The following is a 17,170-nucleotide window of genomic DNA, read 5'->3' as shown; positions in this document are numbered from 1 at the left end:
TTTGACAATAAATAATTACTTTGCCACGAAATAAATCAAGCATTGCCAAATGATTATTAATGTCATTTCACGTAAGTTGTTTTTAAGCACAGCCATCATTTGCTGTTTCGTTTCTAATAATATAAAAGCACAGACTGCAAAGAATAGCAAGAAAATTAGTCCGGATCTTTTCGGATTATTTTTCGAGGATATTAATTATGCTGCTGACGGCGGTTTGTATGCAGAGCTTGTTCAAAACCGTTCGTTTGAATATGGCCCTACTGAACGATCAGGCTGGAACCCGCTTTCATACTGGGAGTATGCATGTCTAGGATTTTCTTATGGACAACTAAGTGTTGAAACGAATGAACCGGTGCATCGCAACAATCCTCACTATGTTGTTTTGAATGTTGAGCATGTGGGACACGAAGCAAAATACGCTGGCCTTTCAGGTGTCGGAATGAAAAATTCGGGATATGACGGCATGGTAATAAAAGCAGGAGAAAAGTATTCATTTTCCATGTTTGCAAAATTGCTTTCCGGCAAGTCGATAAAGATGAAGGTTATTCTTGAAAGTAAAAGCGGTGCACTGCTTGCGTCGGACAGTTTTACTGTTGATTCAAAAGAATGGCAAAAGCAAACTGCCTCCTTGCAACCTTCAGCAAGTTATGACACTGCCAACCTGATAGTATTAGCTACTACAGAAGGAAAATTAGCGGTTGATGAAGTTTCTCTTTTTCCTGAACACACGTTTAAAAACAGGCCCAACGGACTCAGGGCAGATTTGGCACAAGTGCTTGCAGATATGAAGCCAAAGTTTATTCGCTTTCCGGGAGGTTGTCTTGCACATGGCGATGGCCTTAACAACATGTATCGTTGGGAGAATACGATAGGTCCTGTTGAGCAAAGAGTGCAACAAAGAAATATATGGGGCTATCATCAAACAGCCGGCCTCGGATATTTTGAATACTTTCAGTTCTGTGAAGACATTGGTGCAAAGCCTTTGCCGGTGTTGCCTGCGGGTGTTAGTTGCCAGAATACAGGTGGTACATGGCGCATAGGCGGCACGGGACAAAAAGCAATTCCTATGGAAGAAATGCAGGCTTATGTGCAGGAAGTATTGAACCTGGTGGAATGGGCAAACGGGCCAGCAACGTCTGTGTGGGGAGCGAAACGAGCTGCAGCCGGCCATCCTGAACCATTTCATTTAGAGTACATTGGTATTGGAAATGAAGACAAAATAACACCGGAGTTTGCGGAGCGTTTTAAAATGATCTTTGACGCACTGAAATCCAAACATCCCGAGATTATCATTGTTGGAACCGTGGGGCCATCTCCTGATGGTGAAGATTTTGATAAAGGCTGGGCAATAGCCAATGAAATTAAAATACCTGTAGTTGACGAGCATTATTACACTGATCCGAAATGGTTCATTACACATCAACACCGTTACGACAGTTATAAACGAAATGCAACACAGGTTTATCTCGGGGAATATGCGTCATGGGGAAATAAGTTGCGGAATGCCATTGCAGAAGCCGCATACATGACAGCACTTGAAAGAAATGGGGATGTGGTAAGAATGGCGTCATATGCGCCTATGCTTGCAAAGAAAGGATTTACCCAATGGGGCACTGATATGATTTTTTTCGACAACGCTTCGATATGCTTAACGCCAAATTACTATGTTCAAAAATTGTTCTCAGCTAATGCTGGCGACACTTATGTGGGCAATGTTGTTGTAAAGGATGATCGCGATTCTGCACTTGCTGCATCCTGTGTGCAGGATAGTAAAACAGGTGATGTGATTGTGAAGGTGGTAAATTACGATTCATCCAAAACAAAAAAGATCGTCGTAGATTTATCTGCATTTAAAAATATACAATCAAATGCTCAGCAGATTGTGCTTGTGGGAAATGCAAATGCAGAAAATTCATTGGAAAAGCAAGAGGCAATATCGCCGGTTGAATCTACAGTTACAGTCGGTAAGAAATTCAACTACGATGCACCTCCAATGTCGCTGACTGTGGTAAGAATTAAGACAAGAAAATTATAGTAGAAGGGGCAGCCAACCAGCCGGGTTCGGATACGGCATGGCATTTAGCCACTATCAGAAGTAAATAGATCTCTTTATAGCAAAATGAAAAATTTTTTGAAAAAGATTTTACTCATATGTTTTTTGTGCACGGTAAAATGCTTTGCAGTACTATATGGTCAACCGGTTCAACATAGGGTTACCATAACCTCTCCCGACAAAAAATTGAAAGTAGCCGTTAATGAAACAAATGGCAATGTACGGTATAGGTTTACTGCAAATGGGCAGCAATTGATCAAGCAGTCTGTTATCGGTTTAGAAAGTGTTGGAAAATTCCACTGGCTGCAATCTTCATTAAAACACGTTAAGCAAACGTGGAAGCCTGTGTGGGGAAAGAGAGCCGTTGTACCCGACGAATACAATGAAGCGCTTATTGATGGGGCAGTATATAAAATAAGAATAAGGGTTTATAATGATGGATTTGCTTTCAGGTATGAAGGAGCCAACGCAGAGAAAGAATTGAGCCAGTTTAATTTTGCAGATAACTACACCGCCTGGTATTACAACGGAGAAAATAAGAACATAGGTCCCGAGAAATTGAAGGATGCAAATGGAATTCGCATGCCTGTAATGACCATTAGAGCAGATTCCAATCATTACATGGCAATACATGAAGCAAAACTTGAATCGGGCGAACCTTTGCTATTGAAAGCAAATCAGGGAACAACAAATTTTACGGTCTCTTCCAAACGGGCAAAAGCATGGCGCGTGGTATTGTTTGGCAGTACGCCGGGTAAAATGGTAGACTCTCACCTAATAGAATTGCTGAACCCAGAGCCTGCAAAGAGCCTGGATTTTTCGTGGGTTAAACCTGGAGTAGCTGTTTGGGATTGGCGCATTAACGGTGCGGAAGTAAATGGATTTAAATATGAAATGTCTTTGCCATCGTGGAAAAGAATGGTTGATTTTGCTGCGGGTAATAACATCAAAAGCCTCGTGCTGGATGCTGACTGGTATGGCCCGGAGTTTAACAAAGATTCTGATCCGCTAAAGGGCGGCAAAATAGAACAAGTGCACCAGTTGCTTAATTATGCGCAGGCCAAGGGCATAGGCATTTGGTTGTATCTGAACGATGTTGGTGGTAAAGCCTATCCGTTGGATCAAACCATTAAGCAGTATGGTCAATGGGGGGCAGTGGGCGTAAAATATGGATTTATGAATGGTAATCCCGAAGAGAAAAACAAGCACACACAGCTCATCACAAAACTTTGTGCTGAGAATAAATTACTGGTGGATTTCCACGACGGTCCCGTTCATCCTTACGGACAAATGCGAACGTGGCCAAACGCTGTCACCAGAGAATACTGCCACTCACAGCTCGATGCTCATCGCGTGTTTCAGCCATCTACATTTGTGACTGCTGTTTATGTAAACATGCTGGCCGGTCCCTTGGATATGGACAATGGAGTAGTAGATATGATGCAAAAAGGCCGGGTAGATAATCCCACACCTGTTCCTTCAACCATTACGGCAGAAGCAGCCAGAACACTGATTGTATTTTCAGGAACAACCATCATTCCGGATATTCCTGAAAACTATTTGAAACATCCGCAAATCTTAAAGTTCATTAGTGCAGAACAAATGCCATGGAAAGAAAGTAAAACCGTGAGCGGAGAAATTGGGAAGTATATCGTAATGGCGAGAAAGTCCGCAGATAACAAATGGTTAATTGCGGCAGCGACAAACGAAGATGCAAGAACACTTTCAATTCCCTTATCAATGCTTGATAAAGGAGAATACAAAGCAACGATTATAGAAGATGGAAAGGATGCGGACTTTAGAACCAATAAGGAAAGTTACATTGTAACGAATGAAACTGTTTCATATGGTCAGGAAATAAAGGTTCATTTGGCTCCCGGAGGCGGGGCTTGTGTTCTGTTAGAAAAGATTAAATAGAACGTGGTATTCTCATTGTTTAGTGGCAAAGTCTGTTAACAGGCTTTGCGAGACGAACTCATGCTCTAAACTAAATTTAATAATGGGATGTTCTGACGGTATTCCGTTAATGAGGTTTATTTGGCAACCTCATTAACGGAATATTTATTTTAACCTTCATTCAAAGGCAATGTCTAGATTTAATAGAATAACCGTCAGTATTATTTTATGATTAATGCCCCTTTGCAAAGAGTATTATCAAAGCTTAAGTTTATAAAGTAGCAACCAGCTGCAGACAAATGAATGGAGCTCCACTTTCCTGACGCATCCAATTGTATCCATTGACTTTGAAGCTTCTGTCCTGCGGCATTGAATATTTCAAGCAATACTTTTTTTCCCGCAAACATTACGCATTGCAGGGATGCATAACCGCTGGATGGATTAGGAAAAACGACGATAGGGCTTTTCACGGCATTTTCATTATTGAAAATACATACGACATCTGAATATTTTCTTGTGCTATCAATGTCAATTTGTTCAAGGCGGTAGTAATTAATTCCCTTAAGCACTTTGCTGTCCGTGTATGCATATCGATACGAATTAAGGCCAGAATGTTGCGCGGTGACCTGACCTATTTTATCATACATGAGACCATTTGATGAACGCTGTATATTGAAGTGACTGTTGTTTATTTCATTGGCTGTTTGCCATGCTAAGCGAGTGCCATCCTGCGTAAGTGTGGCTTTGAAACTAACAAAGTGTAACGGAAGTGGATTCGGATTTTTATCTACCGAGGCCAGTGTAAACGGGCTGAAAGATGAAATTATATTTCCGGCACTAATAAACGGTAAGCTACTGCCGCCATTGCCTTCATCTGTCCACAAAGATCCGTTCCAATGAGAAACCCTTAATTTAGAAACGTCGGTCACTCCGCCGCTTCGAATGTTGTCATATGAAAGCCAGATCAAAGGAGAAATGGATGTTCCGCTTTTGCTAATCATCCAATATTCCCGTGTGCTTACATTTTGCAACGTAGCCGCAAGCAAGGCCGTATTATAAAGTGGTGTGGGATTTTCGTGAAAGTATTGTGCAGTAATGATATTATCAGCAGTGGAATTGGTAATCTTTGCCGGGCCGTAATATCCATCATTACCTATCGGGAAAGTAAAATCACCATACCATTTAAATTGAACGGGGCCATCTACATAGCTGGCATTGCTGGCGCCAACAGCATTGTTTGTATTGGTAAATAAAAGGTAATTGGCCGCAGAGCTCTTTACGATACCCTTGGTGAAAGTAAAAGTATTATTGCTGCCCGATCCATAATCATCCATAAGGAATGGTGATTGCAGTAACAATTTCCCAGATGGTTTATTCACCGTTACAGACGCGTTCCAGTTTCCTTCGGCGCCGTTGTCAAATTTTAGTTGCTGGTCTGTGATGCCAGAGAATACAAGATTTGTATGTGCCTGCGTGGGCTGCATGTTCATTTCAAATGAAACATCACCCTTTACATCAAAGGCGCTTTGAGTTTGTCCGGTTATTAAACCAGTTCTTAAAATAAGGTTGCCGTTTATTGTCAACGTATCATTTGGCGAAGGATTGAATTGTCCGCCAGCAATATCCACAATGAGGTTGTAAAAATTCTCCCGATGTTTAGTGAACTGCGTGAACGCGGGGATCGGTGAATAATTGAAAATATACGTGCCGTTGTTAGGATCAAATGTGCCGCCGAGGTTGATATGTTGTCCTGCATTGTAAAAGAAATTACTGGTGCATTTAAAGGTGCCACCCGGCTCAATTTGTATTTTCTGGAAATGACTAACTATAGGCTGATTTCCTGGAAATTGAATGATGCCTGTTCTTACAATAAAATTCGCATCAAAATTGCCAATTCTTATGGTATCATCCGCGCCTGCTGTCCGGTACACAGACACAGTAACATCAGGGGTACTTTTAGCAATGCCAACAAAATTTGAAACTCCGGTAACGGCTAGTGGTGCATCAAGTCGTATCTCGCTTGGGTTAGGCCCGGTACATGCAATGGAAATGCCAAAGCCACCAAAGGTTGATGCAGCTGATACATCTTTTTCTATTTTTATAAAACCTGAACCGGAAACGGTGCCAGCTGTGAGGGCCAGACTATTATTTACCTGGAAAGTGTCTACAGCACCGGAAGTAAAATTGACAAGGCTGTTAGCGGGTTTGTTGATGGTTAGATTGTAAAAGTTCATAAGGCCCGACTGCGACGTTGAAACGATAAATACATCTTGTTGTGTATTACCATTTAATACAAAATTGCTAGTGCCTGGCACAAATGATGAAGGCGAAGGTATGGCCATGTTTTTGCCCAGTGAGATGGTGGAGCTGCCGGCGTTAAACGTACCTCCGCTAAGGGTAAAAGTATTGCCTGGTACGTTAAGTGATCCTGCGCCTGCGTTGAAATTTCCGCCGAACATATCGAAGGTGCTGTTAACTGTCAATGATCCGGATGCGCCAAACGAGAATGTACCTCCTGTTATTTTAAACTGACTTACTGAAGCCATAGTACCAAGTATGCAGGTGTTCAGCGCATTTGCATCAATAAAAACAAGGTCGCCAGATCCTGGTACGGAGGCACCCCCGGCACCTCCGGAAACCGTTGACCAGTTGCTACTATTTGACCAGTCAGTGGACACGGCACCGACCCAATAACGCTGTCCCAAACCCGTAGATGTGATAATAAGCATGACAGTTGATAGGAGTAATAATTTATTCATAATAATATATTTAAATACGAACTAATACGCGTAGATGCGGAGGCTATAGGTCGACAAGACATTTTATTGCCGGGCACATTGTAAGGTCGAGGTGACTTGAAAATGGAGGGTAAGCAGTTGTGCCTAATAACAGGATAATATATTGTGTATTAATAGTTAAGACGCATATTGATACACACGGGTTGCCTGTTATGCAATAACAATTGATAAAGTCGATGAAATGTATATTTCTTAAGGATCAGTCCGGTAGTAAAGCACTCTGTAGATATGCAACTATACCTTCGTTAATTCATTTAATCTTATAACAAAATTGAGAAACTCAATCGGGCACATGACCATGGAAAGAGTTTATTGATACCCTCTGGTTAGCCTCGTTTCGTAAAGTTTTATTGGAAGCGCGTTGTGAGGTTAATTGAATTGTCTCCTGCGCTAGGGTACACGAAACTAATCGACTATATATTATTCGTTCAATGAATTAACGTCGTGTTTCGTCAAATGATACGACTTTGCCGATAGTTTTAAGACGGGGAGGCAAAATTGTTTTCATCATCTTATGTTGGTTGAATATGTTTTTAATTCAGGGTCATTCATTTCCCCAGCATGTTTTTAAGTTTTGTAAAATCGACGGCTTTTTTTATCGCTTCGTAGTTGTCTGCAAATACCGCATCGCCTTTTGCTATTTTATACACCACGGTAAAAAATTGCGGGGAAGATTTTGGTAATTTCTTATGATAGTAATCAAGATTGGGCTTTACGGCGAAGAAAGAACCACGGGTTCCCTCGTCTACAAATTTTTCAAATCTTTCCTCTTCATTCCACATACAAATAGCAGGGAGGGATAATTCGGTTTCCGGCCTCTTTAAATATTCGTTCACATTATTGAGGTACTTGTTGGTGTATTCTTTTTCGCTGGGAACTTCCTGTATCGACTTCTCCAATCTCTTCTTTTGTATCAGTAAATATTCTTTACGGCTTACATAATAAAAGGGAAGTGTGTCATTGTAGGTAATAAGCCAGCGATATTCTTTTATCTCACCAGGTGTGCCATAATCACCAACCACCTCTTCTCCCATATACCAGACGCCTTCTTTTTTCTCTGGCTTTTGTTTCAATTTCAAATAGCTTCTTACTTCGTCCGGAGCAATAGTTGCGGCATAGAGATTATTCAATGAGAACACCACATTAGCAGTAATGCTTACATTAGTAGAAGTAGAGTGATCAACATAGTATTTTGATTTATCAGTGCTACTTCCGTCACACAAATACCTGAGAATATACATTGTATAATTATAGGGATCAGCCACCCAGTTTTGACCGGCAACTGAATATTTGCCATACCCACTGCTGTACCCCACCTGGCATCCGGTTGGGGTATAGTTAGTAGTGATCATTTTATGAATAGTTGCCATTACTGCTTTCTCTTTTATTAGGTCAGCCGCAGTGACATCGTGAATAGAACCCTGTGGCCCTTCTTTCCAGGTACCAGGTTTTTTGCGGAGAGATTCTTTGGTACAATCTTGCGCAAAGGCAGTTATTATCATAAGGGTGAGAAAAGTTGAAAGGATGTATTTCATATTGATTGTTTGAATGTTTACCATTGTGAAAGCGTGATGCCTTTCAATATGTGTCGGAAAGCCCGTCGGGGTAGGCAATAGCGAACAGGTTAGATTTACTTAGGACTGTTTGTTGGTTGTCATCTGCATGAGTGGCTACGCGTTACGAATAACAACTGCTGAAACAACAACAACAAACCAACGAAGTTGTTGCGATCATACTTTGTAAACGCATGACGTTATGTTTCCTAAATATAGTCAGCGAGGGGGACAAAAGCAACAACGATGCCTGGTAAACAAACGATAAATACCAGAAGAAAGAATTTTGAAGTTTCTGGCCATCCAAAGGGCTAAGTGTGGCCCCGGTTTCCGAAATCTCCCACTCAAAATAATTTTATGCCGGAAATGGTATCTCCCTTATATTTACACGAACCGAATAGGCGGCGACTGTTTAAAGTCGTAAAATATACCTAACGATTTACTATTTTTTGTATTTTCTATCTGCTTTATGCCACTGCTTGAAACACACACGGATGAGCTATTGTACCAACTTTCCAAAGAAGGAGATTTTGCCGCATTTAATGAATTGTACAAACGCTATTGGAAAGTGTTGTTTGCGCTGGCGAATAAAAAACTGAATAATCTCTACGATGCCGAAGAAATAGTACAAGACGTGTTTGTTGATTTGTGGAACCAAAGAGAGAAAACGGTGCTCACTCATTCTCTCAAATCTTATTTGGCGGGCATGGTTAAGTTTAAAGTGTATTCCAAGCTGGCACTTTATTCCAAACGTCAACAAAATGCTGCTACATTGTTAACTGCCGAAGCATATCAGGGTGCGGAATTGTCTGCAGATGAACTATTCCGGTTAAAAGAACTGAAAGAAGAAATAGCCCTTACTGTTAATTCATTGCCGGAGCGATGCCGCCTGATTTATACTTTGAGCAGGGAAGAAGGGCTTACCCATAAACAGATCGCATCCGACTTGAATATCTCCGAAAAAACAATCGAAACACAAATTACCAGGGCCTTACGCCGCATTCGCGTGGCACTCCAAAGCTTTATTTCCTTTTTGTAAAAACATACATTCCTGCGGTTTCCTTTCTTAAAAAAATATTGCCCGCTTGTAGGGGATAGTATGCCGTTTTCTTTACTCTGTATAAAAGATTTTTTACCGGGCAAGTAAATATTATCCATCATCAAAAATTATGAACACGAGCAATGAATAGGAAAAAAAAGATAGGCTTAACCGTTTTGAGTTGTTTATTTATAAGCAGTGCATTAAAAGCACAGGCGCCGGATTTGTTTCAAAAGGCATTTATAAAAAAGGAAATGGTAAAGGCCGCCGATTGGCAACTGAGCCATTCCAACGGCGCCGCGGAGAACTCATGGACGAATGGTGTTTTCTATGTTGGCGTAGATGCTGCTTATCAAACAACCGGTGAAAAACGCTTGTTTGATTCTTTAATGGCAATAGGAGAAAGGAAACAGTGGATGCCGGGCAGGCAATTTGATAATGCTGATGATATTGTTATTTGTCAAACCTACATTGACCTTTATCGTATCGTCAAAGACAAAAAAATGATTCAGCCAACCATCGATACGGTGCATAAAATGGAGACGGCTCCGAACAATGCGCTTGTTAGAAATCGCGGTTTATTGTGGTGGTGGTGCGATGCCTTGTTTATGGCACCTCCTACACTTGCCAAGCTTTCCAAAACGTTCAATGATCCCCATTATCTGGTACTGGCAGATACACTTTACCGACAAACCTATCGCCTTTTATATGATCACGAAGAAAAATTGTTTGCACGCGATGCCGCGTATTTAGCAAATGCACGCGGCGGGGGTAAGAAAGAAGCCAACGGAAAGAAAGTATTTTGGGGCAGGGGCAATGGATGGGTCATGGCCGGTTTGGTTAATCTTTTAAAGGAGATGCCACAGGATTATGCGGGGCGTAGTTTTTACGTAGGCCTGTTTAAAGAAATGGCAGGCCGTGTATTGGAACTGCAACAATCAGACGGTCTCTGGAGGTCTAGCTTGCTCGATCCCGAATCATTTCCCGGAGGAGAGGGCAGCGGGTCCGGGTTGTATTGCTATGCATTGGCCTGGGGGATCAATCAACATATCCTGGATAAAAAAAGCTATTTACAACCAGTAAAAAAAGCATGGACAGGATTGACTTCATTGGTAAATGAAGCCGGACGAGTAGGTTGGGTGCAACCGATAGGAGAAGATCCCAAAAAGAATTTTAACGCAGACAGTTGGCAATCTTATGGCACGGGCGCTTTTTTGCTTGCCGGGTCAGAAATTGTCAAGCTGAAAAAATAGATACAATGCCAAAGCGGCCTCTTTTCAAATCATTGTTTAATGCAGCTTCCTTAAGCTGTTCGGCTTTATCATATTAATGTCCTACGCCCGCCCGTGCCGGATCGGACGGGGACAATGTCTTAACTGGTGTTACATTTTCTATTGATATTTATGCCCTACGGGCAAGGCTTCCCCGTAGGGGAATAATATCAATAGAAATCAATCAATGAGTGGCCATATTGCCCGTAGGGCATCAACTTGTATGCTATTACCCTTAAGGAAACGACATCAAATTATTGTTTAACAAACCCATTTAGATTATTTAAACGTGAACTTTAAATTGTTATTGGTAGCCATTTTGCTGCTGCCGCAAATCATATTCGCTCAAAAAAAGGAAGTAAACAACGGTGCCGCACAACGGGCTTATCTTATCCGGATGATGACAAAAATTGCCGATCCCGTTTTAACGGCGCTGAGTAAAAACGAACTCAAAAAAACAATGCCGATCGAGTCTTTCAAAAAGGCGGACCGCAGCGGTTCGGCTTACCTCGAAGCATTTGGTCGGTTATTGGCCGGAATGGCGCCCTGGTTGGAATTGGGCCCCGATCAAACACCGGAGGGTAAGCTAAGAAAAAAGTATATCGATCTTTCTGTTGCGTGCATCAAAAATGCCACCGATTCTACGGCGGCCGATTACATGAATTTCAAAAAGCATCCCGTAACAGGCAGCCAGGCACTTGTGGATGCTGCTTTTTTGGCGCAGGCATTTTTGCGCGCCCCAACACAACTTTGGGGAAACCTGGACGAGCAAACGAAAAGAAATGTGCTGGCTGCTTTTAATCAGACAAGAGAAATAATGCCGGGCAATAACAATTGGGTGCTGTTTGCTGCAGAAATTGAAGCTTTCTTTTTGAAGTACGGCCAGGAGATTGAAAAAGGCAGGGTAGACAGGGCTGTGAATAGTATGGTGCTGTGGTATAAAGGCGACGGTGTTTACGGTGACGGTGTAAATTTTCATTGGGATTACTACAACAGTTTTGTAATGCATCCCATGTTGTTGGAAGTGAGCGAAGCACTGAAAAATGCCAATCGTGATACGGCCAATTTATACAGCGTTTTCTTGTCGAGAGCAAAAAGATATGCCGCCATCCAGGAACGTTTGATTTCACCAGAAGGCACTTATCCGCCTATCGGCCGTTCTATTTCTTACCGTTTCGGTGCATTCCAATTGCTCAGCAAAATTGCACAAATGCATGCATTGCCTGAAGGTATAAAGCCTTCGCAAGTGCGCTGCGCATTGCACGCAGTGATCAAAAGACAAATTGAAATGCCGGGTACTTTTAATAACAAAGGATGGTTGAATATCGGCTTTGCCGGGCATCAACCCGAAGCGGGCGAAACCTACATTTGCACGGGTAGCGAATATCTTTGTTCAGAAGGATTTATCATGCTGGGATTAGCAGCGCAAGACCCTTTTTGGGCGGCACCTGATGCCGATTGGACCGCAAAAAGAGCCTGGAACGGAGAGCTTATGACGATTGATCATGCCATGGAGCCCGATCCTACGGGCAATGATGTTTATAAACAAACTCCAAAGAAATAAACGGTTTATTTATCTGTTTAACGAAAATCGTTATCGCTGCCAGGCGGGTTAAAAAAAATATTTACCGCTTGTAGGGGATAGACTGCTTTTTTCTTCACATATATCAAAGAACGTATCAACAATGTCAGCAAACACAGATCTGCAATACTATAAAGAACTGGCCCGGAAGTGGCTTGACGGCTCTATTTCTCCGCAGGAAAAAGAAATATTGGAAAAATGGTATGAAGACAATGAGCCACTTACCGTTGACATTCCGGAGGCCTTTGCTGCGGATGAGCTTTCGCATTCGCAAAGAATATTTGCGGAAGTCGCAAGACAAATTTCCACCCATGCAGAACATCCGGTCAAGGTAATATCCATCAAAAGAAGTTTCCTGCAGAAAGCGGCTGTGGCTGCGGTTTTTGCAGGAGTGATTGTCGGGGGCTTTTTCTTTTTCAGAAACAGTAAGCCAATGCAACAAAGTATTGCTAAGGAAATTATGCCCGGCACCAACGGTGCTGTTTTACGCCTTTGGAACGGAGAAGATATTGACTTAAAGGACACGAGTTTTGGTTATGAAATAGCCCGGTTGTATGGTTCACAAACATCTTCCAACTCGGCGGCTTCCCGGACAGGAGATTATGTTGAGCTGTCAACACCCAACGGAAAACAATGGAAAATGGTATTGCCCGACGGAACAAAAGTGTTCTTAAATGCAGGCAGTTCTTTGCGCTTCCCTGTTTCTTTTGCAGGGAAAAATGAGCGAATGGTAGAGCTTACTGGCGAAGCTTGTTTTGATGTAGTACACGATGTAAAGAAACCTTTTAAAGTGAAGGCCGGCAATGAAATAATAGAAGACCTGGGCACAGTATTCAATATCAGTAGTTATTCGGGAGAGAAAGTAAAAGCCACGTTAATAAAAGGTGCCATCAAAATAGGAAGTCATATACTGAAACCCGGACAGCAGGCTGTTGTTGACAGCATAGATATAAAGATCAAAGGGGTGGACACATTAAGTGCAGTTGCCTGGACCGACGGTCAATTTTCAATGGAAAATATTACTGTGCAGGAATTGATGAACCAGGTAAGCAGATGGTACAATATACCGGTAGAATACATAGGCACGCCACCTTCAGAAAGCTTTGGCGGGTTATTGGACAGGAATGTGCCGTTGTCAAATATTTTAAAGGTGTTGAATACGAACGGCATCAATGCAAAAGTTGAAAACGATAAAATTATTGTTTCATCCAATAAAAAGTAAGTGTATGTAGAATAACCATTAACCATAAAAAAAACCGGGTTCAGGCTCCACCCTTTACCCGGTATTGTTCGAACAGAAAACAGCATTTCATTCACAGTTTTAAATCCAAACGTTACAAAGGTATGAGAAAAAAAATATCTCGTGCCGGGTGTTCCCGCGTGGTTATACCCGACCAAAACTTAAAGATTGTACTCAAGCTTATGCGAATTGCGACCATTGTTTGTTATTTTATTGCGGCCATTGCATTACAGGCAAATGCAAAAGGATATGCGCAAAATGTAACCTTGCAGGTAAAAAATACATCGCTCAAGAATGTATTTATGCTTATCAAAAAGCAGACAGGCTATTCTTTTCTATGGAAAGAAGAGGTATTGGATAACGCACCGAAAGTAAGCGCGGACCTTCATTCCGTGAGTGTATCGGAAGCCTTGAACGCCTGCCTGGCCGGGACGGCTCTCTCTTACAATATCGAAGACAAAATCATTTATATTTCAGGAAACGCTGCGTCTGTTGCCATAGTTAAAGAAATTACCGGTGTAGTGCAGTCTGCTAAAGACGGCAAGCCGGTTGTTGCAGCGAATGTTGTAATTAAAGGGAATGGAAAAGGCGCTACTGCCGATAGCGAAGGAAAGTTCAGTTTGAAAGCTAGCGAAGGAGATGTATTGGAAATAAGTTCCGTAGGATATGTCACCGCAAGTATTACTGTGCGCTCCGAAAATTTTTACCGGATAAAACTGGAAGAAAATTCCAAAAGCATAGACTCTGTTGTGGTTACCGCTTTCGGTATCAAAACACGTCAGCGTGCTGTTGCTTTTTCAGTAGCAACCATTAACAACGCTCAATTAACCAACGCCGGAACTGATAACGTATCTACTGCGCTGGCCGGCAAATTGCCCGGTGTAGACATTGTTGCAATGGGCGCCGGTCCAATGGGAGGAACGCGTATCAATTTGAGAGGCTTGAATTCATTAAACGGCAACTCTCGTCCGTTGATCATCTTGAACGGTATTCCTATTTTGGATAACGATGTTGCTTTTAGCGGCAGAGGTTTCGGCAATAATTTAAGAAGCACAACCGGCCCGCAAGCGGGTTCTACGCTGGATGATATTAACCCGAACGATATAGAAAGCATTACTACATTAAATGGCGCGAATGCTGCTGCACTGTATGGTTCTATGGGAATCAACGGAGCCGTTGTTATAGAAACCAAATCCGGAAAAGAGCAAAAAGGTTTAGGCGTTGATTACAGCATGAACTTTACAAAAAACAAAATTTATGGGTTACCTGATTTTCAAAACGAATATGGTGCCGGTGCAAGTGCAGACCGTTTTGATAGCTACGTAAAATATGTGCCGGGTTATGACAGCATTCCGTTTTATGCTCCTTCCGGAACGGGCGTAAGTACATCAGGCATGGCGTTTGGTCCAAAGTTAAACGGACAGGATGTGCTTTGGTGGGATGGCAAAGTAAGGCCATGGGTAGCACAACCGAATAACTACAAGGACTTTTTTAATGATGGTTATTCAATGAACCATACGATCGGCGTTTCCGGCTCAGATGATAAATCATCATTCAGGTTATCCGGTTCTTTTTATGATTACAAGGGATATTTGCCAAACATGAAGGAGAGCAGGTACTCCGTGTTTTTCTCCGGCAGCAGAAAGATCTCCAAAATTGTAACTGCTGAAGTGTTTGTCAATTACATTTATAATTACAGGCAAAATCCTCCGGAGCGTATAGACAGAGCGTCTTACTCCATTTATCCCAACAACATCACTTCTTTGCTTAAGGATAATACCATTAACGCAAAAGGGTATCAGTGGTCAGATTCTGCTTATAAATATGTTGGTAGTTCTGCACTGGCCGCCAACATTGTTACTCCTTTGTATTGGGATCCTGTCATGAACAGAAACCAGGACAGCCGCAATACGCTTGTAAGTACCGCAACCATTACCGTACACCCGATTGCTCCGCTTTCCATAAGGATGAGAATCGGAACAAACCGTTTATACGAAATGAACGAATTGAAGCAAGCTTTCACAGCTTATGCGGCGCCCACGGCTTATACTACAGCACAGGGCGGTTATACAAAATCGTTAGAGAATGACTATGCCAATCATGCGGACGTCATCGTTACTTACAACAATAATTTCAATCATCATATTTCACTGAATGCATTTGTAGGAGCAACGGTAGATGATTTTTATAATGAGAATAATACAGTAGCCAGTGCAAACGGATTGCTCTACAACGGCATGTACAGTGTTGCCAATTTTAAACCGAGAATCACCGGCACCACCACTTATACGGGTTCCAATGGAACAGGTACACAATCCGGTTATCGCTTTCAAGGTATTTTCGGAAGTGCTACTGTAGGCTATAAGAATTTATTGTTTTTGACCGCTACTGACAGACAAGACTGGTCTTCTTTTTTACCGGCACCTAACAATACAGTAAACTATCCTTCAATAGGCGGTAGCTTCATATTTTCCGATGCAGTAAAAATGCCAGCATTTATCAACTTCGGTAAATTGAAAGCATCTTATGGCGAGACAGGTGTATTCGGGACCAACTACAGTGCCAATACCAATTATACATTCAGTTCGTTCAACGGTGCAGTAACCAGTAATTATTCGAATCCAACGACATCGTATGCCACCAACCTTCAACCTCAAATTAATAAGTCTTATGAGTTTGGTATAGAAACAGGCATGTGGCACGACAGGTTCCGTGCGAACATCACGTACTATATCAATAAGACAACGAATACCATAATGGCTGTTCCGGTTGCTTACTCTACCGGTGCCGCTCAAACGATGATGAATGCAGGTTCTCTTGGAAACAAAGGATTGGAAGTACAATTGATAGGAGCCGTTGTCAGGAATAAGAATTTCCAATGGAACATGACGCTAAACGGTACTACCGTTAAAAGAAAAGTATTGTCGCTGGCACCTGGCTTAACAAGCCTTCAACTGGCCAATCCATTCAGCGCTACTATTAAAGCAGCACCGGGTCAATCGCCAATGGATATTTATATGTACACATTGGTAAAGGATGAAAAAACCGGTAAGGATGTAGTGGACGCCAACGGGATGCCTCAATTCAGTCAAACACAAAACCGCGTGGGTAATTTGTTGCCTAAACTGTATGGCGGTTATATCAACAGCTTTACGTTTAAAAGGCTAACGTTAACAGCGCTTTTGGAATACAAGTTTGGCGGACAGGTTGTTTCATACAACAATGTTTTCTGGGAAGCAACGGGGTTAACGAAGAATACATTGAATGGAAGGGATACAGATCACGGTGGCGTTTCTTATTATGTGCAGAACGGAAAAAATGTATTGTTACCAGCGGGACAACAAGCTCCGGCCGGCGCCTATGTTTGGCATGATGGTATTATTTACGACGGCGTAACTTCCAGCGGCACACCTAATACAACAATTGTAAAAGCATCTACCTATTATCAAAACCGTTACTACAATTTCGGTACACAGGATGCAGTATTTGACAATAACTATATCCGTTTAAGGGAAGCGTCTATCAGCTATAGCTTGCCGGTAAGCATTGTGAGTAAACTTCACATGAGAAGCTTATCTGCTTCTTTAATCGCAAGAAATCTATGGTTCCTGTACAAGTCATTACCGTATGATAACCCGGATAACAGCCTTGGTACAAATGATTTCAGCACAGGCATATTATATACCGGATATCCGTTGATGCGTAATTTCGGAGTATCGGTAAATGTCGGTTTTTAAA

At 42.0% G+C, this 17,170-nt stretch carries 9 protein-coding genes; 7 read left to right on the top strand and 2 right to left on the bottom strand.

Features of this window, described 5'->3' with window-relative positions; translation table 11 throughout:
* Positions 1–49 precede the first annotated feature (49 nt).
* Positions 50–2,035 (top strand): alpha-L-arabinofuranosidase C-terminal domain-containing protein, encoded by a 1,986-nt coding sequence (locus KTO63_RS16945; RefSeq protein ID WP_217792574.1) that lies wholly within the window; start codon positions 50–52, stop codon positions 2,033–2,035.
* Positions 2,036–2,131: 96 nt separating this feature from the next.
* The gene (locus KTO63_RS16940) at positions 2,132–3,970 is read left to right on the top strand and encodes a glycoside hydrolase family 97 protein (protein WP_217792573.1); all 1,839 of its coding nucleotides are present in this window, start codon (positions 2,132–2,134) and stop codon (positions 3,968–3,970) included.
* A 200-nt stretch (positions 3,971–4,170) separates the two neighbouring features.
* Here KTO63_RS16940 and KTO63_RS16935 read toward each other — a convergent pair whose 3' ends face one another.
* On the bottom strand, positions 4,171–6,708 hold the full coding sequence (locus KTO63_RS16935; RefSeq protein ID WP_217792572.1) for a T9SS type A sorting domain-containing protein: 2,538 nt from the start codon (positions 6,706–6,708) through the stop codon (positions 4,171–4,173).
* Between the two features lie 587 nt (positions 6,709–7,295).
* A complete protein-coding gene (locus tag KTO63_RS16930; protein WP_217792571.1) occupies positions 7,296–8,282 on the bottom strand; it encodes a hypothetical protein in 987 nt (328 codons plus the stop codon).
* Between the two features lie 487 nt (positions 8,283–8,769).
* Here KTO63_RS16930 and KTO63_RS16925 point away from each other — a divergent pair, with 487 nt between their 5' ends.
* From KTO63_RS16925 to KTO63_RS16905, 5 genes are all read left to right on the top strand, one after another.
* Entirely contained in the window at positions 8,770–9,339 is a 570-nt protein-coding gene (locus tag KTO63_RS16925) for an RNA polymerase sigma-70 factor (protein WP_217792570.1), read from the top strand.
* Positions 9,340–9,482: 143 nt separating this feature from the next.
* Complete coding sequence (locus tag KTO63_RS16920; RefSeq protein ID WP_217792569.1) at positions 9,483–10,592, top strand: glycoside hydrolase family 88/105 protein; 1,110 nt, start codon at positions 9,483–9,485, stop codon at positions 10,590–10,592.
* Positions 10,593–10,899: 307 nt separating this feature from the next.
* On the top strand, positions 10,900–12,174 hold the full coding sequence (locus KTO63_RS16915) for a DUF2264 domain-containing protein (RefSeq protein WP_217792568.1): 1,275 nt from the start codon (positions 10,900–10,902) through the stop codon (positions 12,172–12,174).
* 121 nt (positions 12,175–12,295) lie between these two features.
* The gene (locus tag KTO63_RS16910; RefSeq protein WP_217792567.1) at positions 12,296–13,414 is read left to right on the top strand and encodes a FecR family protein; all 1,119 of its coding nucleotides are present in this window, start codon (positions 12,296–12,298) and stop codon (positions 13,412–13,414) included.
* A 122-nt stretch (positions 13,415–13,536) separates the two neighbouring features.
* On the top strand, positions 13,537–17,169 hold the full coding sequence (locus KTO63_RS16905; protein WP_217792566.1) for a SusC/RagA family TonB-linked outer membrane protein: 3,633 nt from the start codon (positions 13,537–13,539) through the stop codon (positions 17,167–17,169).
* The last annotated feature ends 1 nt before the right edge of the window (position 17,170 follow it).

Origin of the sequence: Pinibacter aurantiacus (genome assembly GCF_019130065.1) — a bacterium.
GTDB lineage: Bacteria > Bacteroidota > Bacteroidia > Chitinophagales > Chitinophagaceae > Pinibacter > Pinibacter aurantiacus.
Note: the sequence above shows the minus strand (reverse complement) of the source record. Positions and strands in the feature narration are given on the sequence as shown.